Source organism: Pseudomonas sp. Mb7 (assembly GCF_054790525.1).
In genome coordinates this window covers 1,946,976-1,973,515 of the sequence record NZ_CP186501.1, presented here as the reverse complement: position 1 = coordinate 1,973,515, position 26,540 = coordinate 1,946,976, and the positions used below count along the sequence as shown (strand labels likewise).

Here is a 26,540-nt window from a genome sequence, read left to right as displayed (position 1 = left end):
GGCTTGCATGTACCAGTATCACAAGTGGTTGCGTTCATTTCATGCGGTGGCCAAGACCGGCAGCTTTACCCTTGCTGCCGAGTTTCTCAGCGTCGGTCAGCCGACCGTCAGCGAACAGGTCAACGCTCTGGAGAAGACCTTCTCGGTCGAGCTGTTCCATCGCCGTGGCCGCTACATCGAAATGAGCGCCGCCGGGCACAAGCTCTATGCGATCACTCAGGGCCTGTTCGGTCAGGAGGATGAAGCCGTGCAACTGTTGCAGAGCTTCAAGCAGCGCAAGACCGGCATGTTGCGCCTCGGCGCGGTGTCACCGCCGATTGCGATGAACCTGACGTATGAGCTGATGCAGCGCCACCCGGATATCGAACTGGAAACTTCGTTTTCCTCGGAAAAGGACACCCTGGCGCGGTTATTCAACTTCGATATCGACGTGGCGATTCTGGCCTTGTCGGAATTCGATGAGCGCTTCCACACGCGGCTGTATCACCGTTATCCGATCATCGCCGTGGTCCGCGATGACCATCCGTGGGCCAGTCAGGCGCAGGTTCACATCAGTGAAATCAGCGGCGAAAAATGGGTGATGCGCGAATCCAGTGCGCGCACCCGGCAACTGGTGGAAGAAAGCTGCAAGCGCCTCAATATCGATCTCAATTGCGTCATGCAACTCAACAGCCGCGAAGCCATCGTCCACGCGATCGTCAAGGGCATCGGCATCGGGTTTGTCTCGGCGGTCGAGTACGCCGAAACCCCGGGCACCAAGCCGATCACCTTTGTCGATCACCCGTTTTTCATCGAATACCACCTGTGCTGCCTCGGCATCCGCCGCAACCGACCGGTGATTGCCGAACTGTTTGATGCGAATCCACCGCTGACCTGATCAGCACTGACCCTTGAACCGCCTACCTCATTGCCGAGGGACGGCCCACGCTTACCTGAAAACGGAGATTGACCATGCAGTACCAACAACCGACTCACCTGCAAGCCGCGATCCTCGACTGGGCCGGCACCGTTGTCGATTTCGGCTCGTTTGCGCCAACGCAAATCTTCGTCGAAGCCTTTGCCGAGTTCGGCGTCGCGGTATCGCTTGAAGAAGCGCGCGGGCCGATGGGCATGGGCAAGTGGGATCACATCCGCACGCTGTGCAACTTGCCACAGATTGCTGAACGCTATCGTGCAGCGTTTGATCGCTTGCCGAGTGATGACGATGTAACGGCAATCTACGAACGTTTCATGCCGTTGCAAATCGAGAAAATCGCCCTGCATTCGGCGCTGATTCCGGGCGCACTCGAAGCCATTGCGGCATTGCGCGACAAGGGTTTGAAAATCGGTTCGTGCTCGGGCTACCCGGCGGTGGTGATGGCCAAGGTCGTCGAACTGGCGCGGGAAAATGGCTACGTCGCCGACCATGTCGTCGCCACCGATGAAGTGCCCAATGGCCGGCCGTATCCGGCGCAGGCCTTGGCCAACGTGATTGCCCTGGGCATCGATGACGTGGCCGCCTGCGTCAAGGTCGACGACACCTGGCCGGGGATTCTCGAAGGGCGCGCAGCCGGCATGTGGACGGTGGCATTGACCTGTTCCGGCAACGCACTGGGCCTGACCTATGAGCAATACAAGGCGTTGCCGTCGGATCGACTGGCGGAAGAGCGTGCGCGAATCGGCAAAATGTTCGCCCCTTCGCGCCCGCACTACCTGATCGACACCATCGCCGAGCTGCCCGAAGTGATCGACGACATCAATGCGCGCCTGGCCCGGGGCGAAACTCCGCAGTCCTGCTAATTGATCGTCCGCACCCCGCGCTGATCGTTCCCACGCTCTGCGTGGGAATGCAGCCCGTGACGCTCCGCGTCACTGGACGCAGAGCGTCCCTAGAGGCATTCCCACGCAGAGCGTGGGAACGATCAACAGCCAGATCGCGGGCAAAAAAAAGCTGCCACGAATGGCAGCAAAAACTTTAAGAACACGCGATGTATTGACCGCAGCATAGACGCCGGATAATGACAGTGTCATGACAGCCGAAAATTCATTCAACCGCCCCGCCCCCGTCATCAGGATGTCATCAAGATCACGGCAGAATCCTCGCAAACCGTCTTGAGCCTCGCGACGGATGCTCTGCAAGGATTCCCATGAAAGACGACGCCTCGCTGTTTGCCGCCATCGACCTGGGTTCGAACGCCTTTCGCCTGATGATCGGCCAGTCGGTGCGCAGCCGCAAAGGCTTGCAGATTCAGGAAGTGAAAACCCTGCGCGAGCCGGTGCGCCTTGCCGAAGGCTTTGACGGTGGTGCGCTGGATGCACTGGCACTGGATCGCGGCTGGCAGGCGTTGGCGCGGTTCGGCAAGAAGCTGCGTGGTTTCGAGGCCGGCCGTGTTCGTGCGGTGGCCACCAGCGCGGTGCGTGAAGCGGACAACGCGCAACTTTTTCTGGCCAGTGCCGAGCGGCATCTGGGCTTTCCCATCGACGTCATTTGCGGCCATGAAGAGGCGCGGCTGGTCTACGCCGGCGTAACTCACGCCTTGCCCAGCGCCGACGACCTGCGCCTGGTAGTCGACATCGGCGGCGGCTCCACCGAGCTGATCCTCGGCCAGGGCTCACAACCCTTGTTAACCGAAAGCATCGCCATCGGCAGCGGCACCTTGAGCACGCGTTTCTTTCGCGGCGGCGATGTGTCCGCCGGCGCGCTACAGGAGGCTGAACGCTTCGCCATTCTGCAGTTTGAACATGTCGCCAAGCGCTATCGCGCGCAAGGCTGGCAGCAGACCATCGGTTCGTCCGGCACCGCGCGCATGCTCGCCAAAGTGCTCAAGACCAATCGCCTCAACGACTTCGGTCAGGACGGCATCACCTACGGCGGACTGCTGCGCCTGTCGCTGCTGTTGTTGAAGGTAAACAACGTGCAACAACTCAAGCTTGCCGGTCTGCAACCACACCGCCAGAGCATTCTGCCCGGCGGTCTGGTGTTAATGCTGGCGGCATTCAAAGTATTCGGTATCGCACAAATGCTGCCCTCCGAACCGGGCCTGCGTTTGGGCGTATTGCACGGTTTGATGAGCCAACACTAATCCTCGCCACGGCAGATTCGTCTCCCCTTCAGCGGCTCGATCGACTACCATGCCGCCGTCGGTTCCCGAACGGGACTAATAGGGAATCCGAGGTGCTTGCACAGCACTGATCGGAACTGCCCCCGCAACTGTAGGTGCCGAGCCTGCTCCACGACTGCCACTGGGTGAATCCCGGGAAGGCCGGAGCCAGGCGATGACGCATCAGTCAGGAGACCTGCCGGCACAGTGATTACTAACCGGCGGGGTGTCCGGGAAGGACATCGTGCCGTGCGCGTCTTCGTTGGCTGCCCGGCCTTGCGCTGTTTTCCTGACCGCGTTCGATGGTGTGTTTCCAGACCGTACTCTCCCGCTCCCCGTACGGTTCCCCTGGAGACTGCCCCATGCTGCTGCCCCGCGTTGCCACCCTCATTACCGGCCTGAGCCTTGGCGCCCTGGCGCAGGCGGCACCGACTGTCTATCCACTGACGGTCGAGAATTGCGGCAGCACCCTGACCTTCCAGCACGCACCGACGCGCACCGTGACCATCGGCCAGGCCGGCACGGAGATGCTCTACGCCATGGGCCTGGGCGACAAAGTCGTCGGCACCTCGTTGTGGTTCAACAATGTGCTGGCCAAATACAAAGCGCAGGATGACAAGATCGAGCGTCTGGCTGACAACGAACCGAGTTTCGAATCGGTGATCGGCAAGCGTCCGGAACTGGTCGCCGTGGAACTGGAATGGATGGTCGGCCCGCAAGGCGCGGTGGGTACTCGCGAGCAGTTTCATGAACTGAAGATTCCGACCTATCTGCTGCCTTCCGATTGCGAAGCCAAGGACAACCTCGTCGGCGCCGATGGCACGCGACTGGCGCCGTTTCGCATCGAGACGATTTACAAAAGCGTGAGCCAACTGGCGCAGATCTTCGATGTTCAGGAGCGTGGCCAGCAGCTCAATGATCAACTCAAAGCCAGTCTCGCCAAATCGATTGCCACCGCCCAAGGCAAACAGCTCAAAGACGCCAGCGCGCTGGTGTGGTTCTCCAGCGCACAAATGGACATCGAGCCGTTCGTGGCCGGGCACAAAGGCGTTCCCGATTTCATGCTCAGCACCCTCGGCGTGCGCAACGTGGTGGCGTCCGATGAGGAGTGGCCAACCGTCGGTTGGGAAACCATCGCCAAGGCCAATCCGACCTTCCTGGTCATCGCGCGCATGGATCGTCGACGTTTCCCCGCCGACGACTATGAAAAGAAACTCGCCTTCCTGCGCAGTGATCCGGTGACGCGCAACATGGACGCGGTGAAGCACAACCGCATCATCATTCTTGATGCCATGGCCATGCAGGCGAGCCTGCGCATGTTCGAGGGCATTGAGCAATTGGCCACGGCCATCAACGGCTATGACCTGTCGCAATGAGTGCCAGCCTGATCCGCACGCTCCTGGCCCTGGCGACCCTGTTGATTGCAGTGGTCGCCGGCGTGGCCATCGGTGAAACCTCGATTGCACCGGACGTGGTGTTGCAAGTGCTGGCGAACAAATTGTGGGGCGCCGGGCATGTCCTCGACCCGATCGATGAAGGCATCGTCTGGAACTACCGCCTGACCCGGGCATTGGTCGCGGCGGCATGCGGTGCCGGCTTAGCGACCTGCGGAGTGATTTTGCAGTCGCTGCTGCGCAATCCGTTGGCCGATCCGTATCTGCTGGGCATTTCTGCCGGCGCCTCGACCGGGGCCGTGATGGTCGCGCTGCTTGGCGTAGGTGCCGGGATCATCTCACTCTCGGTCGGTGCCTTCGCCGGCGCGGTCACGGCGTTCGTGCTGGTGATTGTGCTGGCGCGGGTCAGCGGCTCCGCCAGCGGTACCGGGCAGATCATTCTCGCGGGGATCGCCGGTTCGCAGCTGTTCAATGCGCTGACGGCGTTTCTGATCACCCGCTCGGCAAGCTCCGAGCAGGCACGCGGTATCATGTTCTGGCTGCTGGGCAATCTCGGCGGCGTGCGCTGGCCGTCGGTGTGGCTGGCGGTGCCAGTGGCCGTGTTGGGGTTGGTTGTGTGCCTGTGGCATCGGCGGGCGCTGGATGCATTTACCTTTGGTGCGGATTCGGCGGCGTCGCTCGGCATTCCGGTGCGGCGTGTGCAGATTCTGCTGATCGGTTGTGCGGCGCTGGTGACGGCAGTGATGGTGTCGATTGTCGGTTCGATCGGTTTTGTCGGTCTGGTCATTCCTCATGCCGCGCGTCTGTTGCTGGGCACCGGTCATGCGCGGTTGCTGCCGGCCAGTGCGTTGGGTGGCGCGGTGTTTCTGATAGCCGCCGATGTGCTGTCGCGCACCCTGATCAAGGGCCAGGTGATTCCGGTCGGAGTGATTACCGCGCTGGTCGGCGCGCCGGTGTTCGCCTTGATTCTGGTCGGCCGCAGGTCGGCACGATGAACAGTGTTTTGAGTTGTTCCGGCCTGAGCTTCAGGGTGCGCGGCGCCGAGTTGCTCAACGGTGTCAGCCTTGAGGTTCAGCGTGGCGAAACCCTGGGCATTGTCGGGCCGAATGGCGCCGGCAAATCCACTCTGTTGAAGTTACTGGCCGGGCTGCGTGAACCGAGCGCTGGCGAGGTGCTGCTCGATGGTCAACGCCTGGGCAAAATGGCCCGACGCAGCATTGCGCAAAAACTCGCGGTGGTTGAACAACAGGCCGACACAGATGACGGCATTCGCGTGTTCGACGCTGTCGCGCTGGGGCGCACGCCCTGGCTGTCGGCGCTGCAACCGTGGTCGGCGGCCGACGACGCCATTGTTCAGCAGGCGCTGACCGACGTCGACGCGATGCACCTGCGCACCCGTCTCTGGCGCAACCTGTCCGGCGGTGAACGGCAGCGGGTGCACATCGCCCGGGCATTGGCGCAGCGCCCGCAGATTCTAATGTTGGACGAACCGGCCAACCACCTTGACATCCAACATCAGCTGACCATTCTCAACGTGGTGCAGGCGTTGCCGGTGACCACGTTGATTGCGCTGCATGATCTTAATCAGGCGTTGAAATGTGATCGTCTGGCGGTGCTGGAACGCGGGCGGCTGGTGGCGTTGGGCAAGCCGCTGGAGGTGCTGACACCGCAGCGCTTACAGGAGACGTTCGGGGTCAGGGCGCATTACCTGACGGACCCGTTCGATGGGGCGCAGATTCTCAGATTTCACTCATGACGTTGTGCATGTGGGTTGTTTGCCAGACCGGGTCAGCGTCGACGTCGATAATCTTGAAGCCCTGCCGTTGCCAGAACGCGATGGCCCCCGGTAAAAACGGATGGGTGTGCAGGTAGATCAACTCGACGCCGTCAGCGAGTGCCAGATCCTTGAGTGATCGATACAGTGCGCCGGCCAGCCCGGATCGCCGCTGTGAAGGCACGACGAACAGGCGCACGATTTCCACCACATTGCGGTCGGGATAATCCAGGTTCGGGAATCGCCGGTCGTAAGGAAGATAGCCGATCGAGGCCACGATCTGCCCTTCGTGGCGAGCAATCAGAAAGCGCCCTGCCCCACGCAGATAAACCTCGGCAAAACGCGCCAGATCGTCGGGCATGCCCGTTGCGCTGAGCTTGGGGAAAAGCTCGGCACGGGCCTTTAGAACAAAATCCAGCACCTCGGGAATGTCTGCGTCAGACACGGTTTGGATAACGGGTTGATCACTCATGTAGCGGCAAACACCTGAACTGCGGCTGGCCACAGTAGCAACAACAGGCCCCGCGAGGCCATTCAGAATCTCATGACTTGCCCAAAACCTTGTGGGAGCGAGCCTGCTCGCAAAGGCGGCAGATCATTCAACAATGATGTTGACTGACAGGACGCTTTCGCGAGCAGGCTCGCTCCCACAGGTGTTTTATTTCATGCAACCCGAGCGTTACGCCAGCTCTTTACGCAGCTGCCGGGCGGCGGTAACCATGTGCACCAGCGCCGCCTCAGTCTCTGGCCAGCCACGGGTTTTCAAACCGCAATCCGGGTTGACCCACAGCCGCTCGGCCGGAATCCGCATGGCAGCCTTGCGCAGCAAATTAGCCATTTCCGAAGCATCCGGGATGCGTGGCGAGTGGATGTCGTAGACACCCGGGCCGATTTCGTTCGGATAAGCGAAGGCTTCGAAGGCATCCAGCAATTCCATGTCCGAGCGCGAGGTTTCGATAGTGATCACGTCGGCATCCATCGCCGCGATGGACTCGATCACATCGTTGAATTCGCTGTAGCACATGTGCGTGTGGATCTGCGTTTCGTCGCGCACGCCCGAGGCGCACAAACGGAACACTTCCGTCGCCCAGTCCAGATAAGGCTGCCACTGCGCCTGACGCAACGGCAGACCTTCACGGAACGCCGCTTCGTCGATCTGCACGATCTTGATGCCGGCGGCTTCCAGATCGACCACTTCATCGCGGATCGCCAGCGCCAGTTGCCGGGCCTGCACTTCACGGCTGACGTCTTCACGCGGGAACGACCACATCAGCATGGTCACCGGGCCGGTCAGCATGCCTTTCATGACCTTGTCGGTCAGACCTTGGGCGTAGCGGATCCACTCGACCGTCATGGCTTTCGGGCGGCTGAGGTCGCCGAAGATCACCGCCGGTTTCACGCAACGCGAACCGTAGCTCTGCACCCAGCCGAAACGGGTGAACACGTAGCCATCCAGTTGCTCGGCGAAGTACTCGACCATGTCGTTACGCTCGGCCTCACCGTGTACCAGTACATCGAGGCCCAGACGCTCCTGGATTTCCACTGCGTGGCGGATCTCGCTGTACATGGCTTCAGTGTATTCAGCTTCGGTCAGCTTGCCCTGTTTGAACGACTGGCGAGCGAGGCGGATCGACGCGGTTTGCGGGAACGAACCGATCGTCGTGGTCGGGAACAGTGGTAGATCAAGACCCGCGCGCTGTTTGGCGATGCGCTGGGCAAACAGCGACTGACGCTGGCTGTCCTTGGCCGTGATCGCCGCAACCCGCGCCTGAACCGCAGGTTTGTGAATGCGCGGCGAAGCAGCGCGAGCGGCCTGCACCGACCGGCTTTCAGTCAATGCTCGCAGCACTTTCGGCGCTTCCGGCTGATTGACGGCATGCGTCAGAACAGCCACTTCTTCACACTTCTGAACGGCAAAGGCCAGCCAGCTTTTCAGCTCGGCATCGAGTTTGTCTTCACGGCCCAGATCCACCGGGCTGTGCAGCAGCGAACAGGACGGCGCGACCCACAAACGCTCACCCAGACGCTCATGAGCATGGCGCAACGTCGCCAAGGCATTTTCCAGATCGCAGCGCCAGACATTCCGCCCGTTGACCACGCCCAGGGACAACACTTTGTAGGCCGGCAGACGATCGAGAATGGTCGGGTACTGCTCCGGTGCGCGCACCAGATCAATGTGCAGACCATCGACCGGCAGGTTCGCCGCCAGACCAAGATTTTCTTCCAGACCACCAAAGTAAGTAGCGAGCAGTTTCTTCAGTGGATCACGCTGAATCTGGTTGTAGGCACGCTCGAACGCGTTCTTCCATTCCTGCGGCAGATCAAGCACCAGAATCGGCTCGTCGATCTGCACCCATTCCACGCCTTGAGCGGCGAGGCGCGCGAAGATCTGGCCGTACAGCGGCAGCAAACGATCGAGCAATTCCAGCTTGTCGAATTCCGCGCCCTTGGCCTTGCCCAGCCACAGATACGTCAGTGGGCCGATAATCACTGGTTTGACGTTGTGGCCCAGCGCACGGGCTTCTTCGACTTCTTCGAACAACTGCTCCCAGCCCAACTGGAACTGTTGATCCGCACTGAATTCCGGGACCAGATAGTGGTAGTTGGTGTCGAACCACTTGGTCATTTCCTGGGCGTGCGCACCGCCACAGCAACTGTCGCTGACGCCACGGGCCATGCCAAACAGGGTTTGCAGAGTGGCTTTGCCGTCGTGTGGACGGAAACGCTCAGGGATCACGCCAAACATCAGCGAGTGCGTCAGGACCTGGTCGTACCAGGCGAAATCGCCGACCGGCAGCAATTCGATACCGGCGTTTTTCTGCAAGTCCCAGTGGGCCTTGCGCAGCTCACGGCCAACATCTCGCAGGCCGGCCTCGTTCAGTTCTCCTTTCCAGAACGCCTCTTGCGCTTTCTTCAGTTCGCGGTCGCGACCGATGCGCGGAAATCCAAGGGAATGGGCCAGTGCCATAACAAACAACTCCAATGTCCTGTTGATGGCGGCCATTGTCGGCATCGGTCGCTAGTGAGACAAACTCATTTTAATCGTGATCAACACGAGTTTCCCTCATGATAAAAATATTGCTGCTTGTCGCTTGTAAACACTCCGGAGCCGAGAGCGCGCGTGAAGGCTGAACGGTTTTTTGCGCCGGGGATTTTCTCGCCAATTCAAGCTGTTCGTCGCCATGAAGACGCCCTTTGAAAACTCAATGACGCCTCTGTGTAAACGCACTCGAACCCGCCCCGGCAGGTCTCTGATTTCGATCTATCGTTAGATCGAAATGGCAGCATTTGCGGCCGACTAAAGGTTGCGACAGAGGATGTCTGAGCCTATGTTGCACGCGAGTCTTTTCCCCGCGATTGGAACGCGATCAACACCATTAAGAGGTGAAGAAATGTCAAAGGAATCACGCCCTGCCGTACTTGGGCTGATAGGCAACACTCCGCTGGTTCAAGTCACTCGTTTCGATACTGGCCCGTGCACACTGTTTCTCAAGCTCGAATCGCAGAACCCCGGTGGTTCGATCAAGGACCGTATCGGTCTGGCCATGATCGACGCTGCCGAGCGTGATGGTCGTCTGCAACCCGGCGGCACCATCGTCGAAGCCACCGCCGGCAACACCGGCCTGGGCCTGGCACTGGTTGGCCGCGCCAAAGGTTATCGCGTGGTGCTGGTGGTGCCGGACAAAATGTCCACCGAGAAAGTCCTGCACTTGAAGGCCATGGGCGCCGAAGTGCACATCACCCGCTCCGACGTCGGCAAGGGTCATCCCGAGTATTACCAGGATGTCGCCGCACGTTTGGCGAAAGATATTCCCGGCGCATTTTTCGCCGACCAGTTCAACAACCCGGCCAACCCGCTGGCCCACGAATGCAGCACCGCGCCGGAGATCTGGGCGCAGACCGAACATGACCTGGACGCGATCGTCGTCGGTGTCGGTTCGGCCGGTACGCTGACGGGCCTGAGCCGCTTCTTCAAACGCGTGCAGCCGGATCTGGAAATGGTCCTAGCCGACCCGGTCGGTTCGGTGATGGCGCAATACAGCCGCGACGGCTCTCTGCCCAAGCCCGGTTCATGGGCGGTGGAAGGCATCGGCGAGGACTTCATTCCGTCGATCACCGACCTCTCCAGCGTGCGCCACGCCTATTCGATCAGCGATGAAGAAAGCTTCGCTCACGCCCGCCAGTTGCTCAAGGCCGAAGGCATTCTCGGCGGCTCGTCGACCGGCACTCTGCTCGCTGCGGCGCTGCGTTACTGCCGCGAACAGACCGAGCCGAAACGTGTGGTCAGCTTCGTTTGCGACACCGGCACGCGCTACCTGTCGAAGGTTTACAACGACCAGTGGATGACCGATCAGGGCCTGTTGCAGCGCAAGGGCTACGGCGATTTGCGCGACCTGATCGCCCGGCGTTTCGAGGACGGCCGCGTGATCAGTGTCGGCCCCGACGACACTCTGCTGACCGCGTTCCAGCGCATGCGCCTGGCGGATGTCTCACAATTGCCAGTGCTGGTGGAAGGCAAGCAACTGGTCGGCGTGATCGACGAATCGGACATCCTGCTGGCGGTGCACGAAGACGCCGCCCGCTTCAGCCAATCAGTGTCCAGCGTGATGACCGACAAACTGCAAACCCTCGCCCCTGGCGCCAGCCTTGCTGAGCTGGAAGCGGTGCTCAGCCGTGGCCTCGTCGCGATCATTGCCGATGCATCGGGCTTCCATGGCCTGATTACCCGCACCGACATGCTCAACCAATTACGGAGATCCCTCGCATGAGTCAGCACGACGATAAATCCCAAGGCTTCGCGACCCGGGTGATCCACGCCGGGCAGGAACCGGACCCGACCACCGGCGCGCTGATGCCGCCGATCTACGCCAACTCCACCTATCTGCAAGACAGCCCCGGCGTGCACAAGGGTTTCGATTACGGGCGCTCGCACAACCCGACGCGTTTTGCCCTGGAGCGTTGCGTGGCGGACCTGGAAGGCGGCACCCAGGCGTTCGCGTTCGCCTCCGGGCTGGCAACGATTTCCACGGTGCTCGAACTGATCGATGCCGGTTCGCACGTGATCTCCGGCAATGACTTGTACGGCGGCACGTTCCGCCTGTTCGACAAGGTCCGTCAGCGCAGTGCCGGACACCGTTTCAGCTACGTCGATCTGACTGACCTGGCGGCGTTCGAAGCGGCGCTGCAGGACGACACCCGCCTGGTGATTGTCGAGTCACCGACCAACCCGCTGCTGAGCCTGTCGGACCTCGCCGCTATCGCCCGTATCTGCCGCGCTCGCGGGATCATCAGCGTGGCCGACAACACCTTTGCCAGCCCGTATATCCAGCGGCCGCTGGAGCTGGGTTTCGACATCGTGCTGCACTCGACCACCAAGTACCTGAACGGTCACTCCGATGTAATCGGCGGCATCGCCGTGGTCGGCCAGAACCAAGAACTGGCCGAGAAGCTGGGCTTCTTGCAGAACGCGGTCGGTGCGATTGCCGGGCCGTTCGATGCATTTCTCACCCTGCGCGGGGTGAAGACTTTGGCGCTGCGCATGGAACGTCATTGCAGCAATGCACTGGATCTGGCGCAGTGGCTGGAGCAGCAGCCGCAGGTCAAACGTGTCTACTATCCAGGGCTGCCGTCGCATCCACAGCATGAGTTAGCCAAGCGACAGATGCGTGGTTTTGGCGGGATGATTTCTGTTGATCTGAACAGCGATCTGGCAGGTGCGCGGCGGTTTTTGGAGAACGTGAAGATCTTTGCGTTGGCGGAAAGTCTGGGCGGTGTGGAGAGCCTGATCGAGCATCCGGCGATCATGACTCACGCGACCATTCCGGCTGATACCCGGGCGAAACTGGGGATTGGCGATGGCCTGGTGCGTCTGTCGGTGGGCGTCGAAGACGTCGAAGACCTGCGTGCCGATCTGGCGCAGGCGCTGCAATCGATCTGACCTTGCAGGAACGACAAAGCCCGCACGAAGCGGGCTTTGGTGTTCGAGCAGGCGGCCAGTGCTGGTCTCTGGCTTACAAGGTTTATCGGGCTTCCCACAGTACCGGGTCAAATTGAAAGTTAGTGCCTCGGCTGCTTCACACGGCATAAGGGCTGGATCTCAGCGCGGAGATCTTTCTAACCGTGTACCTTTCGGAGCGCGCCCCACGCCCCCTTGCTATCCGATTGCGCATCAGTCTGCGTCTTCGCCTACATCTTTGAGCCTAGCAAAGCCTCGTGGACTTGAATCAGAGTTTTTAGACTGATTTGAGCTTTGCTCAAAACGGGCAGGAAGATAAGCGCCTAAAGGCCGCCGATCCCCCCGCCGTACCGCCTCGCTATCGCGATCTATACTCAATCAGTTCGATCATGATTCTGTCGACACCCGCACGCCTGACGGTGTGCCCGTGCCTTTCGCCCACCAGACTGACCCAGGCCAATGAGTCATAACGCCAGCGAACAAGCGGCGGACGATGCCTTATCGCTTTGTGGCTGCCGGGTCATGGAGAAAACTATGAAACACAAGCTGTTGTCAGGCGTGCTTCTGGCGGTCGTGGCGACCGTGGTGGTGCCCAATGTCTGGGCTGCACAACCGCAGGCGTTGGCTTCCGATGGATCGGATCATGTCGGGGCCGGAGCGGTGGCTTCCGATGGTGCCGATCATGTCGGTGCAGGTGCGGTGGCTTCCGATGGTGCCGATCATGTCGGTGCAGGCGCGGTAGCCTCCGACGGTGCTGATCATGTCGGTGCAGGCGCCGTGGCTTCTGATGGTGCTGATCATGTCGGCGCGGGCGCGGTCGCTTCTGATGGTGCTGATCATGTCGGCGCGGGTGCTGTAGCTTCCGACGGTGCTGACCATGTCGGCGCTGGCGCAGTCGCTTCTGATGGTGCTGATCATGTCGGTGCGGGCGCAGTCGCTTCTGATGGTGCCGATCATGTCGGTGCGGGCGCAGTCGCTTCTGATGGTGCCGATCATGTCGGTGCAGGCGCGGTCGCTTCTGATGGCGCCGATCATGTTGGCGCGGGTGCGGTCGCCTCTGATGGCGCCGATCATGTCGGTGCAGGCGCGGTCGCTTCTGATGGCGCCGATCATGTTGGCGCGGGTGCGGTCGCTTCTGATGGTGCCGATCATGTTGGCGCGGGCGCAGTCGCTTCTGATGGTGCCGATCATGTCGGTGCAGGCGCATTGGCGGCAGATGGCGCCGATCGCACCGGCATCAACCGGTTTGCCTATTCTCGTGTCGGCGTTGGTTCTGATCGCGTCGCCTCCGCACTGATGACCGGCAGTTATTCCGACCAGTTCAACAGTCCACAGTAATCCTCCTTCGGCGCAACAGGCGGTTTTAGCGAGCTGCCTGTTGAGCGCCGCACTAGCACATTTGTGCTAATCGACCGGCCTGTCCGCTGGCGTTATATTCCCCCGCAACCCCCGATGTTCCTCAACGTTGCCAGTTCGCAGCGTGCGGGATCGTTGTGCCTGGAAATCAGAACAACACCAAGGAAGAAACACCATGAAACTCCATGCAAACCTTACCAAAATCGCCGTATTCGGTGCCGTGCTGCTCAGCGTGGCCGGCTGCCAGACCGTGAAACCGACTGAAGCGAGCATGAAAGAACGCGCTCAGACGGTGATCGGTAAACCGGTGTCGAAAATCGACAACATCCGCAACGACAGCACCCTCACCTACTACACCGCGTACACCCCGGCCGGGGAATACAACTGTGAATTGCCCAGCGGCGTAATCATCGCCGTGGCCAGCATGGGCATGATGTCGCCGCCGCTGTCGTGCCTGCCGAAAGGCGCCTCGCCAATCCCACTGCAATAACTTCTCCGCCCGGTAAAGGACTCCGTTTGCTCATGAAAATCTTGATCGCGACACTCACCCTCAGCGCCCTTTTCCTCACTGCCTGCGCCACGCCAAAACAATGGGAAGCCACTGGCGGCAGCAAAAACGATGGCATCGTCCAGGTCTCCTATGAACTGGGCCAATTCGAAAGCGGCCAGACCAGCGCCGAACAAGGCCTGACCGTCGCCGCACAACGCTGCAAGACCTGGGGCTACAAGAACGCCGAAGTGACCGGCTCGGAGAAAAACATCTGCCGCACCATGGGCCAATACAACTGCCTGCAAACCACCATCACCCAGGATTACCTGTGCAAACGCTAGACGCTTGACCCTGTAGGAGCTGTCGAGTGCAACGAGGCTGCGATCTTTTGATCTTGCCCTTCTCATCAACATCAAAGATCGCAGCGTGCCGCAGCTCCTACAGCCCCATGGACACCTACAAGGCATTTTCGGTGGGTTCGGGCTGGCGATCGCGCAGGGCTCGCAAGGTCGCGCGCAGTTCGGCCGGGCGTACCGGTTTGGACAGGATGGCGATGTCGCGGTCGTGCAGGGCTGCCTGGATTTTCTCGACGTCATGCCCGGTGATGATCATCGCCGGTACCGCCCAACCGCGCTGCCTGCGCACATCATCAATACATTCGATGCCGGTGGCATGGGTGCCGAGGTCATAGTCGGCGACGATGATGTCGCAGTCGGTGACCAGATCCTGAGCCGTCAACTCGGCCTGAACCACACAGCCCCAGCGCTCCAGCAACGCTGAAGTCGCCAGCAGCACATTGCGGTCATCTTCCACCAGGCACACCTTCAGCCCGGTCAGCAAACCGACTTGGCGCGCCTCATTCCGATTGACCGTTAACGGCGCTGGCGCGGCGATCGGCAACCCGTACAAAGTCACCGCTGTTCCGCGCCCAAGCCGCGAACGCAGAGTAACGCCGACACCAATCAACTCACCCAGACGCTTGACGATCGACAGCCCCAAGCCCACGCCTTCGACGTCTTTGTCGCGCACTTGCCGTACCCGATAAAACTCCTCGAACACCTTGGCCTGATGCTCCTCGGCGATACCGTTGCCACGGTCATAAACAACGATTGACAGCCCTGCCCCGTGCCGACGCACACCGATCAATACCGGCCGATGCGCACCGTATTTGAAGCAGTTGGACAGTACGTTCTGGACCATGGTCGCGAGCAACGCCGGATCCGTGCGCACCCAATATTCACAGGGGCGCACATGCAATTCGACCCCGGCCCAACGCGCGGCTTCAGCGTTCTGGCGAATCAGATCCGCGAGCCATTCCCCTAAATTGAGGGTTTGCAGTTTGGGCAGAACCCGGCCGTTATCAAGGGTGTACAGATCGAGAATCGAGCGGAACAGTTGCGAAACGTTGAGCAACGAACGGTCGATATTGTCGACCAAGCGCCGTTCCTCCTCGCCCAGTCTCGACTCACGCAGACAGGCAGTAAACAGACCGATGGAATGAATCGGCTGACGCAAATCATGACTGGCCTGAGCGAGAAACCGCGACTTTTCCAGATTCGCCGCCACCGCCTCTTCGGAGGCCTTACGCGTGCGTTCCAGCAACAAGTGCGCATAGAACGGAATCACCGTGCTGGTGAGCATCAGCATCAACACCATGAACGGTTGCGCCTGCCACACCGGCGTCAGGCGATAAACACACAGCAATGCCAGCAGCGCCAGCGCCGTGGCAATCGCCAGATAGCGCGAGCCATAGCGCATGCCATTGCCGAGGTTGACCCAGATGATCACCGCGTACAGCGGCAACGCCATCTCGCCGCCCACCACCAGACCAAAGCAGGTACCGGTGTAATCATGGATCATGGCGAAAATCCGTCGCGCCGGGTAATGCCCTGGCCAGCGCGCAATCGCCTGACGCAGGGCGATCGAGGCCAACAAAAACACAATGATGTAGGTAATGATCGGCAGGTATGTATCGAAGCGCTGGCCTGGCAAAAAACCCAGTATCAGCATGTAAACCACGGCAATACTGGCAATGATGATGCGCAGGTTGGCCTGATCGAGTTCGGTGTTTTTCTCGAACTTCATGGTTAAACGTCCTTGTGCGGCAATCGTCAGTTTCCGAATCAGCCTACAGGCAACCTTCGCGCCCGGTGCTAAGGTGCAAGCCTTGAGTAACGCCTGACCCAGGGAGGGTCAAGCCATGACCTGCCGAATTATCATAGCCGACGATCACCCGCTGTTTCGCGAGGCGATGCTGCGCACGGTGCAGCGGTTGCTGCCCGAAGCCGTTATCGAAGAAGCGGGCGATCTCGACGCCGTATTGGCGCTGCTGCCTTTGGGCGAGCCGGACACATTGATTCTCGACTTGCGCTTCCCCGGGCTCACGTGTGTGAGCCAGCTCGCCGAACTGCGTCGACGCTTGCCGCGTACCACGCTGATTGTGGTGTCGATGGTCGATGATGAGTCGCTGATCAGCGAAGTCATGACCGCTGGCATTGACGGTTTTATCGGCAAAAACATTGCCCCCGATGAAATCGGTCAGGCGATTCTGGCGATTCGTGAAGGTGAGGTGCTGGTGAAGTTTGCGCCGTCCGGCTTGCTGCCGCTGGAAACCGGCGCCGCCCTTACGCCTCGTCAGCAAGACGTGCTGCGCTTGATCGCCCAAGGCAAGACCAACAAGGAAATCGCCCGTGAACTGGATATTTCGCCGTTCACGGTGCGGATTCATGTGTCGTCGTTGTTGCGCACATTGAACGTGCCCTCGCGGGCAGCCGCGGTGAAGTATTCGGGCGGATTTAATTACTGAGCCGAGTTTTATACCGCCGGATCTGAGAAATGATCTCTGGTTCCCCGAACTCCGCAATCCGGGCTTCATCAATGGTAGTAGTCGTGCATGACAGGGCCCAATCCAATACTTCCGGATCGGAGGTAACCCACTGCACTATTTCCCTCGCAACAACAGGATCGCGTTTATTCAGCACGCCCGCTACGAGAAATAAAAGAGAACTACGCACGCGGTTAATTGCCAAATCCTTTGCTAGCCGCTGTACTGATACAACAGAACCTCGCTCCCCCAGAAGCACTGCTAGAAGACCCGCCCCCAGTGCATGGCACGTAGCGATCTGGTCGGCGCTAAACTCTTCGATCAGTCGCTGATCGATAGATTCGCGTGAATCCAGGAGAGCAACAATAGCAGCAGATTGCGAACGGCCTGTATCCGGTGTCATTGCCCAATCAAAAAGCATTCGTTGTAGATTTGCACCAGAGTTCGCCAGCACGCGGAAAATACCGGCGAGCACTTCATCGTCTGAGGAAAGTATGGCCTTGCTCCACAGCTCGAGACCGTCACGATACTCGACCCCGCCAAGTTCGATGAGTCCAGCAATTGCAACCCGCGCTATTGGATACTCCGAATTGGGGTACAGGTCACTCTGACACCATTGATCCTTGGCAAGCTTGATCAGCGTTTGCTGATAGGAAGGATGAACATTTGCACAGAGCGCTTCTGCCAAAGTCAATCGAACCGGGCTCCCTCGATGGTTTGCAAGATCCAGCAGGTACGCCGGCAAAGGCCCCTCCAGCGATGAGGCAATGGCACCGAGCGCCATCGCTACGGCATGCGCGAACTGGTTTTTCAAAGCAGCGTTCACATATGATGCCATCCCATGCCGGATAGCTGCCGATACCGCGTTCACAACCGTGTCGAAGTCATAGCTTGTCTCTAATGCCCAGCACACATCCGGCTCGATGAATAGCGGACAGTGTGCATCCAGTTGCAACCGGAGGGAGCGTATCAAAGCGTCTGCATTCTCAATACCTTGCAACGTTTGCAGCGCTGTTTGCGAAAGAACGACCCGTTTTTCTTTCTTCAGCTCGATTTCCGCAGCGCAGATTTCGTTGAACGGCGCAGGTAATTGCATCCGAGCCGCCTCAGCCAGCGCGTTCTGGCCTTTTTGGGTTTCATCGCAATGAAGATGCGCGAGCCCTCGCCCGATATTTACAAATCGCTCAACATTCCGCTCTTGTCTCAGATAAGCCAAAAGCTCCCGCCAGCCCTGTTGATCATTCCTTAAAACGCAAGCCAATGCTGAAGAGTCGACGGCAAACGTCGACGCCCCTTCACGCAGCCGCGTGTGAAGGGCAACACTGTATTGCTCTTTCCAGTCTGACAATAACGCCAACCAGAGGTATTCCTCCTCCTCTGTCCCGTATCCAACAGCGAAGGCTGCAGCAAGTTCGTCATCGTCCAGTGAATGCAAGCGAACATCTCTAGAGAAACTCCACAGCCAATGATGCCTAAGCCATTTTATATGCCGGTGACGCGCCAAACATTCCCAGTTTCGTTTGGCACGAGCGACATTGACATATGCTTCGAGAAACTGACGGGCCGCCTGCCCTTGGTCATTGTCGTGAAGAAAGAACTCATGCTCCTCGTCATAAACGCAGTTGACCACATCAAGGTAATCTATCGCACGTTTGCGAAGGTCGTCCTCCGTTGGCGTCAGAAAGCTCACTGCCAAATCAACTATTTCTTCGAACCCGTCGAAGTCCTGAAGCGCGCCATAAGCAATAGCGTCATGCGAAAACAAGTCGCCGGCCTGAACTACTGCGCGTGCAGCATCCATAAAAGCAGACTCCAGACCGTGTACAAATTTTGAAAGTTCTTGGGCGAAGTTTGCCGGATAACTAGCAAAATCAATCGGCAACAGTGTTCGTATGAACGTTTCCAACAGAGGCTTTGTAGACATTGAAACCGCGCGCGCGCGATACCACTCAGCCGGTCGCATCAACGCTTCCCACTCATCCCTTCCGGCATACGCGGTTGGGGCTCGAGTCAATAAAAAGCGAGCAACCTCTGCAGCGTTGCTCGCGCTGGACCCCACATTGGCAGCGCATTTTAGATACTGTTCGAACTCCTTCCCGCCTTCCATAAGCCTTGCTTCCAGCCATGCATCAATCCTGGCTTGCACGGCTTCACCAGGTTCAATTGCAAAGGAAGTGCCGACCCGTTCAAGTATGAGAGCCGCTGTTGCAACGCCCCATTCGATTGTTGGACGCTTGCACAAAACCAGAAAATCAATCAGTCGACGCAACGCCTGCCGTACTTGCCGACGATTTTTCTCAAGCGCTCGGGTGATTCCGGCTTCGACTCTCGGATGGTAATAGGTAAGGTCACCTGCTTCGTTTTGGCGGAAGTTACGAGCGGCGACAAAGCAATCAACCAGCGAAGAGACATTCGCGGAATTTTTTTCATCCATGTCACATAGACCATCCTCGACCACAAGAAGGATCGAGCGAGTCACTTGGTCGCCGGTTCCAAGGAGGGCCCAAAGTATCGCGGCAGCGTCTATATCTCCGCGTGCCTCAATCTGCTCAATGACCGTTTGCTCTATCGAGTTTTGGTGTGCACGACGAATGGCCTCATTCACGATAAAAAAATCGCTGTGAAAATCCTCAGGATCCAACGCTCGTATGGCATCGAAGAATTTCTGAATTTCTAGCGGCGTAGCAAGTTCGCCCAGCACTTGGGTTTCAGACAGACGAGTGAGCTTTTGCTGTGCTTGCGGCAAACTGTCTACTCGAGTCGTGTAGAGCCTGTGCCGTTGATCCGAACCGTAGTGCTCAGCCTCCAGTTTGATCTCCCAGTTTTTTATCGTATCCAAAGAGCCTGATGCTAATGCAACGTCCCGTCTCGACGTTGCAATTATCATTCTGTCGGTTCTGGCACTGGCGAAAAAACGGCCGAGTTGATCGTTCCACGCGCGACTATTTTGATCAAAGTCGAACCGCCCCCACGGATCCTCGATGTCGTAGAGTACGGGCGCTGGAGTCGTATCGTCGCGCAGTTGTGAAGGGCCCTGCCTGATCAATACTCGCGTCAGCCCGGGATGTACTTTGCGCAATTCGTCATAGAGCATTTGAGTCGCAAGGGTTTTCCCTGTACCGGATTGGCCGACCAGAATCGCCGCCGATTTCTGTGCCATCTGCGCTCGCAGATCTGACCAGTTAGTTGGGTAAACATAATGCTCGAGCTCTGGCGAGCTCGCGAGATAGCCGTCATGCCGGCGAATGATGTCTTCGAGTTCCTGACGCTCCAAACGCCCCCCCCCTGCTCGCACTATTCGGGCACGAGCGGCTTCTCGCAACTGGATGAGGCACGCCTCAAGTCGAGCATTGGGTACGCGACAGCTTTCTCGAAGAAGTCGATCAATATCAACGCGAAGACGCTCGTCGTCCTGATTGGCAATGACAGCAAATCGCCCGGTGATGTCGTGATTGAGGCCCTTAGCGATCAACTGCGGTAATGTGTCCGGGCCGGGCCACATTCCCGGTCTGCGCCGACCGAGCTTTTGCGCATCACCGTTCAGGCCCGCACTGGTAACCAGCAAGTAACGGCAGCGGGGATCGGCCAGCCGAGTGGATGCACTGGGCCTGATTGTACTGCCGTATTCAAGCAGGCTTTTGAGCGTCTTCGGTGTCCAGGCATTACCTTCACGCCTCTTAGCCTGGACAACCAATGTATAGTCGGCCATCGGCACCAGACTCACGAGCCGTCCCGGCTCTTGACCTGAAAGTTCTGCTTCAAGATCTTCCTGACTTGCCGGCTCGAGCACCACCTCTCTGGTCTGTCGGGATACCAGAATCAAATCGAGAGCAAGCCAGACTGAGACATCTATCTGGTACTCGAATCCGGCGAGGGGAGTCGCTCTGGAGGCATGTTCATCTTCCGCAACAGTTCCGGTTGCGCCTTGATGTCCTTGAGATGTCATAGAAGATCGATCCAGACAGGCGACGATGACTTCTTCCTGTCGGGATCAGGAAGGGAAAAAACCGCCTGGAGTCATAGGGGTAACTGGCCGGTCAGCCGATTCAAGCGTCGAAGCGATTCAAGCTTTGATTCATCATATCTGTGCAACAACCAACGTGCCAATCCGATAGGCGCAACAGCCCCATTCATTAAGTCATCTTGAACGCTGCTCCAACAAAATACTCCTGAACTCATGAGATCAATTCAGATCTGGGCCATAGCTGCTCGCCCTGCACACAACACTGTGCTTGCCCTAACACCTTGATCAAAGTCAGATGCAGCAACTTCCCGCAATAGGACGAACGGGTTGAACTGATGGGTCGCCGGGCGTCGGAGGTTGGAGGAACCAGGCGGTCAGCATCATGGATCGACTTGCGCCATCAGCTCCGGCACCGATTCCGGCCGTTTCGCATAACGCTGAGCGAGCACCGCGCAGACCATCAATTGAATCTGATGGAACAGCATCAACGGCAGAATCAACACACCAATCGTGCTACCGGCAAACAACACCTGCGCCATCGGCACACCGGTGGCCAGGCTCTTTTTCGAGCCGCAGAACAAAATGGTGATGCGATCTTCCTGGCTAAAACCGAACGCCTTGCCGAGCAGCGTCGACGCCAGCAAGACCAGCGCCAGCAGGATGCAGCAAACCACCACCAGCCCGAGCAGTTCGACTAGCGGGATCTGATGCCAGATGCCTTCGTTGACCGCTTCACTGAATGCGCCGTAGACCACCAACAGAATCGAACCCTGATCAACGAACTTCAGCCAGTTCTTGTTGCGCCCCACCCACGCGCCGATCCAGCGACGGGCGATCTGCCCGGCAATGAATGGCAGCAACAACTGCACGCTGATTTTCAGAATCGCATCCAGCGTCGATCCGCCATCACCGTGGACGTCGAGCAGCAGCGTCACCAGCAATGGCGTGAGGAAAATCCCGAACAGGCTAGAAGCTGCCGCGCTGCAGATCGCCGCCGGAATATTACCGCGCGCCAGCGAAGTGAAGGCGATCGCCGATTGCACCGTTGCCGGCAGTGCGCACAGGTAAAGCATGCCCATGTACAGCTTGTCGCCGATCAGTGGAGACAACAGCGGTTTCAGCGCCAGCCCGAGAATCGGGAACAGCACAAAGGTCAGGCCGAACACCAGCAAATGCAGGCGCCAGTGGCCGGCCCCGGCAATGATCGATTCACGGGACAGTTTGGCGCCATGCAGGAAAAACAGCAGGGCGATGGCGATGTTGGTCAACCAGCCAAAGCCGGCGGCGACTTGGCCGCTGGCCGGCAGGAAACTGGCCAGCAGCACGACGCCAATCAGCGTCAGGGTGAAGTTGTCGGGCAAAAAACGTGGGCGAGTCATGGTCGGTCCATCCGGGGGTTGCCAGTGCGTGCCGACGACTCTAACGTGACTGCCAATTACCGACTAACGCCGAAGGGCCACAAGATGCCGCCTAAAGGACATGACAAAAGCGTCCGTCGCAGCATTCCCGGGCTGCCCAGCCTGCCGCGTCCACTCTACGGACGCACCGAATCGCTGCCCAATCGCGCCCTGACCCGACGCCACAGCCACCCGTGGGTACAGTTGTCCTACGCGATTCAGGGCGTGCTGGAAATCCAGACCAGCGCCGGCCGCTTTGTCGCTCCGCCGGAGCGCGCCGTGTGGATCCCGGCGGGCGTGCCGCATCGGGTGTTCAGTTCGCCGCGCACGGAAATGCGCAGTCTCTACATCGATTGCAGCGTCGCCGGATGGGCGCTTGAGCGCTGCCATGTGCTGGGCGTCAGCGACCTGCTCCGGGAACTGATTCGCGCGTTCAGTGAGGTTCCGGTGGAATACGAGCAAAGCGGCCCGCACGGACGTCTGGCCCAGGTCATCCTTGATCAATTGGCCGAGGCGCCGCAGATCGATCTGATGCTGCCGTTGCCGCAAGACGCCCGCTTGAAGCAGATCTACCAGAGCCTGGAGCAACACCCGGAACAGCAGACCACGCTGAGCCACTGGAGCGAGAAGTTCGGCGTCACCGAAAAGACCCTCACCCGCCTGTTTCAACGTGACACCGGCCTGACCTTCCGCGCCTGGCGCCAGCGTTTGCGCCTGCTCGGTGCGCTGACACCGCTGGAAAAAGGCGAACGCGTCACCGACGTTGCGCTGGCCTGTGGTTACGACTCGACCTCGGCGTTTATCTCCGCGTTTCGCCAACAGTTTGGCGAAACGCCGGGTGAGTTTTTTCGCTGATCAGCGATCCGCCAGTGCTTCCAGCAAGTCCGCTGACGGCACGAAATACAGGCTGCCAGTGACGGCGGTGCTGAAATCCAGCAACTTGTCGTAGTTACCCGGTGGCTTGCCGACGAACATGTTTTCCAGCATCTGCTCGATCGGCTCGGGCGAGCGCGCGTAACCGATGAAGAAGGTGCCGAACTCCCCGGCTCCCGGCCGGCCGAACGGCATGTTGTCACGGAGAATTTTCACTTCCTCCCCGGCCGCGTTGGTAATGGTGGTCAGCGCGCTGTGCGAGTTGCTCGGTTTGACTGCGTCATCCAGTTCGATATCGGAGAGCTTGGTGCGACCGATAACGCGCTCCTGTGCTTCAACACTCAGGCCGTTCCACGCGGTCATGTTGTGCAGGTATTTCTGCACCAGCACGTAGCTGCCGCCGCTGAACTCGGGGTCTTCGTCACCGACGATGGTGAAGTTGAGCGCTTTGCGCCCGACCGGGTTTTCCGTGCCGTCGACAAAACCGATGATGCTGCGCATGTCGAAATAACGAAAACCCTGCACTTCGTCGACCACGGTCACCGCATCGCCGAGAACCGCCATGATTTGCGTGGCCAGTTCAAAACACAGGTCCATTTGATCGGCGCGAATGTGCAGCAGCAGATCGCCCGGGGTGGCGGGAGCGTGCCGCCCTTCCCCGCCAAATTCGCGAAAACCGTGCAGCGACGCCGGGCGCGGATTGCCAAACAGGCGATCCCAAACGCTCGAGGAAAAACCGCAGATGCACGTCAGATTGCCTGTCGGTACGCGCTTTCCAACCGAACGCACCAGCCCGGCAACATCGCCGCACCAGTCTTTGACGGTTTGCGCGGCTTCAGCCCCGTCGTTGAGCGTCGCAACGATGAAAATCGCGCTGCTGGTGATCGGACTGCACACTGCTTGAGGTTCGAGAATGTCGGTATTCATCGCTGAAAACATTGCTCCGTAAAAAGTGCCCGAGCTGTTAACGAGGGCGGATAGTTCGTTTTTAACGAACTGTTGCGCAGAAATAAACGATTTTTCTTTGCCGCAAACTGGTCGCTAGCATGGCCTCGTCTGACCCCAATCCAAGAATAGACAGGGAGCGTGACATGCCAGCCACCAACATCAATATCGGCGAACCATGGATGTGGGGCGCCTTCATCGTCTTCGTACTTGCCATGCTGGCATTGGACCTGTTTGTCTTCGGTGGGCGCAAGGCGCATCGGGTCTCAGTGCGCGAAGCCTTGTCCTGGGTCATCGCCTGGTGCCTGCTGGCACTGAGTTTCGCCGCCCTGCTCTGGTGGTATCTGCACGGCGCGTTCGGCGCCGAGATTGCCCGGGAAAAAACCCTCGAATTCCTCACCGGTTATCTGATCGAGCAATCGTTGTCGATCGACAACATGTTCGTCTTTGTGATGATCTTCAGCTACTTCGCCGTGCCACCCGAGTTGCAGCGCCGAGTGCTGCTGTACGGCGTGCTCGGGGCGATCGTAATGCGCGCGGTGATGATTTTTGCCGGGGTGTGGCTGGTGTCGCAGTTTGAATGGCTGCTATATGCGTTCGGGGTGTTCCTGATCTTTACCGGGATCAAGATGCTGGTGTTTGCCGACCACCAGCCGGATCTGGACAAGAATCCGCTGCTGCGCTGGGTGCGCGGGCATATGCGCATCACCAGCAGCTTTCATGGCGAACGCTTTTTCGTGTTGCAGAACGGCGTGCGCTGGGCCACGCCGATGTTTCTGGTGCTGGTGCTGATCGAGGCCAGTGACTTGATGTTTGCGGTCGACAGCATCCCGGCGATATTCGCCGTGACCACTGACCCGTTCATTGTCTTCACTTCAAATATCTTCGCGATCATGGGCCTGCGCGCGCTGTATTTTCTGCTGGCAGATATGGCGGACCGCTTTCATCTGCTCAAGTATGGGCTGGCGATTGTGCTGGTGTTTATCGGCGGCAAGATGGTCTTGATGCCGTGGCTGCACATGCCGGTGGAATGGTCGCTGGCGGTGGTGGGTGGGGTGATTCTTGGCTCAGTCCTGCTCAGCTTGGTCATGACCAGAGATGCCGAACGCCGCACTGAATGACACACCACAAGACCCTGTAGGAGTGAGCCTGCTCGCGATAGCGGTCTGCCAGTCAACACCGCGTTGTCCGACAGACCGCTATCGCGAGCAGGCTCACTCCTACAGGGGATCGGTGTTACTTATCGGACTTGATGCTGGTCCACACGCGGGTGCGCACGCGCTCAAGTTTCTGCGGCAACGGCTGCACGACGTAGAGGTTTTTCAGCGCTTCGGGGGTCGGCGTCAGGTTCGGGTTGTCGGTGATTTCCTTGTTGATCAGCGGCATCGAATCCTTGTTCGCATTCGGGTAGCCGAGGAAGTCGCTGATCGGTGCGATCACTTTCGGGTCGAGCAGGTTGTTGAGGAATTCATGCGCTTCGGCGACGTTCTTCGCGCTCTTCGGAATGGCGAAGGTGTCGAACCAGATCGGCGCACCTTCCTTCGGCAAGCGCCAGTCGACCACTACGCCGTTGCCCGCCTCTTTGGCGCGGTTGCCGAACTGGTAGAAGCTGCCGGAATAACCGATGGCCACGCAGATGTCGCCGTTGGCGATGTCGGTCATGTACTTGGCCGAGTTGAAGTAGGTCACGTACGGGCGAACCTTGAGCATCAGCTCCTTGGCTTTTTCATAGTCGGCGGGGTTCTGGCTGTTCGGGTCGAGGCCCAGGTAATGCAGGGCCAACGGGAGGATTTCCGTCGGCGAATCAAGCATCGCCACGCCGCAGGATTTGAGCTTTTCCATGTTCTCCGGTTTGAACACCAGATCCCAGCTGTCCACCGGCGCGTTGTCGCCCAGTGCCGCTTTGACTTTGGCCGGGTTGAAGCCGATCAGCACAGTGCCGACCATGTAAGGCACGCCGTACTGGTTGCCCGGATCGTTCTTGCCCAGCAGTTTCAACAGTTCTGGATCCTGGTGGCTCCAGTTCGGCAGCTTCGATTTATCCAGTTTCTGAAACACGCCAGCCTTGATCTGCGTTTCAAGGAACTGGTTCGACGGCACCACCAGATCGTAACCGGAGTTGCCGGTGAGCAGTTTGGCTTCCAGGGATTCATTGGTGTCGAAGGTGTCCCAGGTCACTTTGATGCCGCTTTTTGCGGCGAAATCCTTGGGCACGGACGGCAGGATGTAATCCGCCCAGTTGTACACGCGCAGTTCGCGTTGCTCAGCCTGGACAGCGCCGGCCAGCAGCGTCAGCCCACACACAGTGGCACCCAGAATGCGTTTCATCGTGACCATGGTTGTTCCCCAAAAGGCAGCGTGAGTTCGATGGTTTTTATGTTCTGTACACGGCAGCGGCTGTAAAGGTAGCCAAGGGTAAAAAGGGTCGAGCGTCTTGTTGTGGTTTTGATTCTTGCTGACAGCGTAGCTGGAGCACAGTGGGGGATG

At 59.0% G+C, this 26,540-nt stretch carries 23 protein-coding genes and 1 riboswitch; of the genes, 14 read left to right on the top strand and 9 right to left on the bottom strand.

The window, feature by feature from the left end; genetic code table 11:
- Positions 1–7: 7 nt before the first annotated feature.
- Together ACOYXH_RS09120 and phnX are read left to right on the top strand one after the other, a co-directional pair.
- Complete coding sequence (locus tag ACOYXH_RS09120; protein ID WP_095050084.1) at positions 8–877, top strand: LysR substrate-binding domain-containing protein; 870 nt, start codon at positions 8–10, stop codon at positions 875–877.
- 74 nt (positions 878–951) lie between these two features.
- A complete protein-coding gene (phnX, locus tag ACOYXH_RS09115; RefSeq protein ID WP_095050083.1) occupies positions 952–1,779 on the top strand; it encodes a phosphonoacetaldehyde hydrolase in 828 nt (275 codons plus the stop codon).
- Between the two features lie 69 nt (positions 1,780–1,848).
- On the opposite strand, the gene ACOYXH_RS09110 is transcribed toward phnX, so the two are convergent.
- On the bottom strand, positions 1,849–2,118 hold the full coding sequence (locus ACOYXH_RS09110) for a hypothetical protein (protein ID WP_141231877.1): 270 nt from the start codon (positions 2,116–2,118) through the stop codon (positions 1,849–1,851).
- An 8-nt stretch (positions 2,119–2,126) separates the two neighbouring features.
- Between ACOYXH_RS09110 and ACOYXH_RS09105 the strand changes: the two genes are divergently transcribed.
- From ACOYXH_RS09105 to ACOYXH_RS09090, 4 genes are all read left to right on the top strand, one after another.
- Positions 2,127–3,062, top strand: coding sequence for a Ppx/GppA family phosphatase (locus ACOYXH_RS09105; protein ID WP_095050081.1), 936 nt, complete (start codon positions 2,127–2,129; stop codon positions 3,060–3,062).
- Positions 3,063–3,104: 42 nt separating this feature from the next.
- A riboswitch (cobalamin riboswitch) is annotated at positions 3,105–3,298 on the top strand.
- 144 nt (positions 3,299–3,442) lie between these two features.
- Positions 3,443–4,456 carry an ABC transporter substrate-binding protein gene (locus ACOYXH_RS09100; RefSeq protein WP_258709686.1) on the top strand — a complete coding sequence of 338 codons (1,014 nt, stop codon included), beginning with the start codon at positions 3,443–3,445 and terminating at the stop codon, positions 4,454–4,456.
- A gap of 8 nt (positions 4,457–4,464) precedes the next feature.
- Positions 4,465–5,469, top strand: a complete 1,005-nt coding sequence (locus tag ACOYXH_RS09095; RefSeq protein WP_175559651.1) for a FecCD family ABC transporter permease — start codon at positions 4,465–4,467, stop codon at positions 5,467–5,469.
- Positions 5,466–6,230: an ABC transporter ATP-binding protein gene (locus ACOYXH_RS09090; RefSeq protein ID WP_460410544.1), complete on the top strand. Its 765-nt coding sequence runs from the start codon at positions 5,466–5,468 to the stop codon at positions 6,228–6,230. Before ACOYXH_RS09095 ends, ACOYXH_RS09090 begins: the two co-directional genes overlap by 4 nt.
- Here the strand turns inward: ACOYXH_RS09090 and ACOYXH_RS09085 are convergent.
- Positions 6,214–6,720, bottom strand: a complete 507-nt coding sequence (locus tag ACOYXH_RS09085) for a GNAT family N-acetyltransferase (protein WP_177409278.1) — start codon at positions 6,718–6,720, stop codon at positions 6,214–6,216. The two genes, ACOYXH_RS09090 and ACOYXH_RS09085, sit on opposite strands and share 17 nt — an antisense overlap.
- A gap of 207 nt (positions 6,721–6,927) precedes the next feature.
- The gene (gene metE, locus ACOYXH_RS09080; protein ID WP_460064201.1) at positions 6,928–9,216 is read right to left on the bottom strand and encodes a 5-methyltetrahydropteroyltriglutamate--homocysteine S-methyltransferase; all 2,289 of its coding nucleotides are present in this window, start codon (positions 9,214–9,216) and stop codon (positions 6,928–6,930) included.
- A 424-nt stretch (positions 9,217–9,640) separates the two neighbouring features.
- Between metE and ACOYXH_RS09075 the strand changes: the two genes are divergently transcribed.
- Both ACOYXH_RS09075 and ACOYXH_RS09070 read left to right on the top strand, forming a co-directional pair.
- The gene (locus ACOYXH_RS09075) at positions 9,641–11,017 is read left to right on the top strand and encodes a pyridoxal-phosphate dependent enzyme (RefSeq protein ID WP_093437711.1); all 1,377 of its coding nucleotides are present in this window, start codon (positions 9,641–9,643) and stop codon (positions 11,015–11,017) included.
- Positions 11,014–12,186, top strand: a complete 1,173-nt coding sequence (locus tag ACOYXH_RS09070; protein WP_016987095.1) for a cystathionine gamma-synthase — start codon at positions 11,014–11,016, stop codon at positions 12,184–12,186. The genes ACOYXH_RS09075 and ACOYXH_RS09070 overlap by 4 nt, the downstream gene beginning before the upstream one ends.
- Positions 12,187–12,756: 570 nt before the next feature.
- Here ACOYXH_RS09070 and ACOYXH_RS09065 read toward each other — a convergent pair.
- Positions 12,757–13,083: a hypothetical protein gene (locus ACOYXH_RS09065; protein WP_258709684.1), complete on the bottom strand. Its 327-nt coding sequence runs from the start codon at positions 13,081–13,083 to the stop codon at positions 12,757–12,759.
- Between ACOYXH_RS09065 and ACOYXH_RS09060 the strand changes: the two genes are divergently transcribed.
- The 3 genes from ACOYXH_RS09060 (at position 13,082) to yecR (ending at position 14,391) form a co-directional block, all read left to right on the top strand.
- A complete protein-coding gene (locus ACOYXH_RS09060) occupies positions 13,082–13,501 on the top strand; it encodes a hypothetical protein (protein ID WP_258709683.1) in 420 nt (139 codons plus the stop codon). The two genes, ACOYXH_RS09065 and ACOYXH_RS09060, sit on opposite strands and share 2 nt — an antisense overlap.
- Before the next feature lie 234 nt (positions 13,502–13,735).
- Positions 13,736–14,050: a hypothetical protein gene (locus ACOYXH_RS09055; RefSeq protein WP_095125682.1), complete on the top strand. Its 315-nt coding sequence runs from the start codon at positions 13,736–13,738 to the stop codon at positions 14,048–14,050.
- Positions 14,051–14,082: 32 nt separating this feature from the next.
- Positions 14,083–14,391 (top strand): YecR family lipoprotein, encoded by a 309-nt coding sequence (gene yecR / locus ACOYXH_RS09050; RefSeq protein WP_095125683.1) that lies wholly within the window; start codon positions 14,083–14,085, stop codon positions 14,389–14,391.
- A gap of 115 nt (positions 14,392–14,506) precedes the next feature.
- Here yecR and ACOYXH_RS09045 read toward each other — a convergent pair whose 3' ends face one another.
- Positions 14,507–16,135: an ATP-binding response regulator gene (locus tag ACOYXH_RS09045; RefSeq protein ID WP_007949861.1), complete on the bottom strand. Its 1,629-nt coding sequence runs from the start codon at positions 16,133–16,135 to the stop codon at positions 14,507–14,509.
- Between the two features lie 115 nt (positions 16,136–16,250).
- Here ACOYXH_RS09045 and ACOYXH_RS09040 point away from each other — a divergent pair, with 115 nt between their 5' ends.
- Complete coding sequence (locus ACOYXH_RS09040; RefSeq protein ID WP_095125684.1) at positions 16,251–16,856, top strand: response regulator transcription factor; 606 nt, start codon at positions 16,251–16,253, stop codon at positions 16,854–16,856.
- Here ACOYXH_RS09040 and ACOYXH_RS09035 read toward each other — a convergent pair.
- Both ACOYXH_RS09035 and ACOYXH_RS09030 read right to left on the bottom strand, forming a co-directional pair.
- Complete coding sequence (locus ACOYXH_RS09035; RefSeq protein WP_095125685.1) at positions 16,846–20,820, bottom strand: nSTAND3 domain-containing NTPase; 3,975 nt, start codon at positions 20,818–20,820, stop codon at positions 16,846–16,848. The genes ACOYXH_RS09040 and ACOYXH_RS09035 overlap by 11 nt on opposite strands.
- A gap of 398 nt (positions 20,821–21,218) precedes the next feature.
- Positions 21,219–22,217 (bottom strand): bile acid:sodium symporter family protein, encoded by a 999-nt coding sequence (locus ACOYXH_RS09030; protein WP_460410543.1) that lies wholly within the window; start codon positions 22,215–22,217, stop codon positions 21,219–21,221.
- Positions 22,218–22,301: 84 nt separating this feature from the next.
- Between ACOYXH_RS09030 and ACOYXH_RS09025 the strand changes: the two genes are divergently transcribed.
- Positions 22,302–23,090, top strand: coding sequence for an AraC family transcriptional regulator (locus ACOYXH_RS09025; protein WP_460410542.1), 789 nt, complete (start codon positions 22,302–22,304; stop codon positions 23,088–23,090).
- On the opposite strand, the gene ACOYXH_RS09020 is transcribed toward ACOYXH_RS09025, so the two are convergent.
- On the bottom strand, positions 23,091–24,035 hold the full coding sequence (locus tag ACOYXH_RS09020) for a Dyp-type peroxidase (RefSeq protein WP_460410541.1): 945 nt from the start codon (positions 24,033–24,035) through the stop codon (positions 23,091–23,093).
- A gap of 164 nt (positions 24,036–24,199) precedes the next feature.
- Between ACOYXH_RS09020 and ACOYXH_RS09015 the strand changes: the two genes are divergently transcribed.
- Positions 24,200–25,174: a TerC family protein gene (locus ACOYXH_RS09015; RefSeq protein ID WP_258709679.1), complete on the top strand. Its 975-nt coding sequence runs from the start codon at positions 24,200–24,202 to the stop codon at positions 25,172–25,174.
- 115 nt (positions 25,175–25,289) lie between these two features.
- On the opposite strand, the gene ACOYXH_RS09010 is transcribed toward ACOYXH_RS09015, so the two are convergent.
- Positions 25,290–26,390, bottom strand: coding sequence for a polyamine ABC transporter substrate-binding protein (locus tag ACOYXH_RS09010; protein WP_095050069.1), 1,101 nt, complete (start codon positions 26,388–26,390; stop codon positions 25,290–25,292).
- Positions 26,391–26,540: the final 150 nt, after the last annotated feature.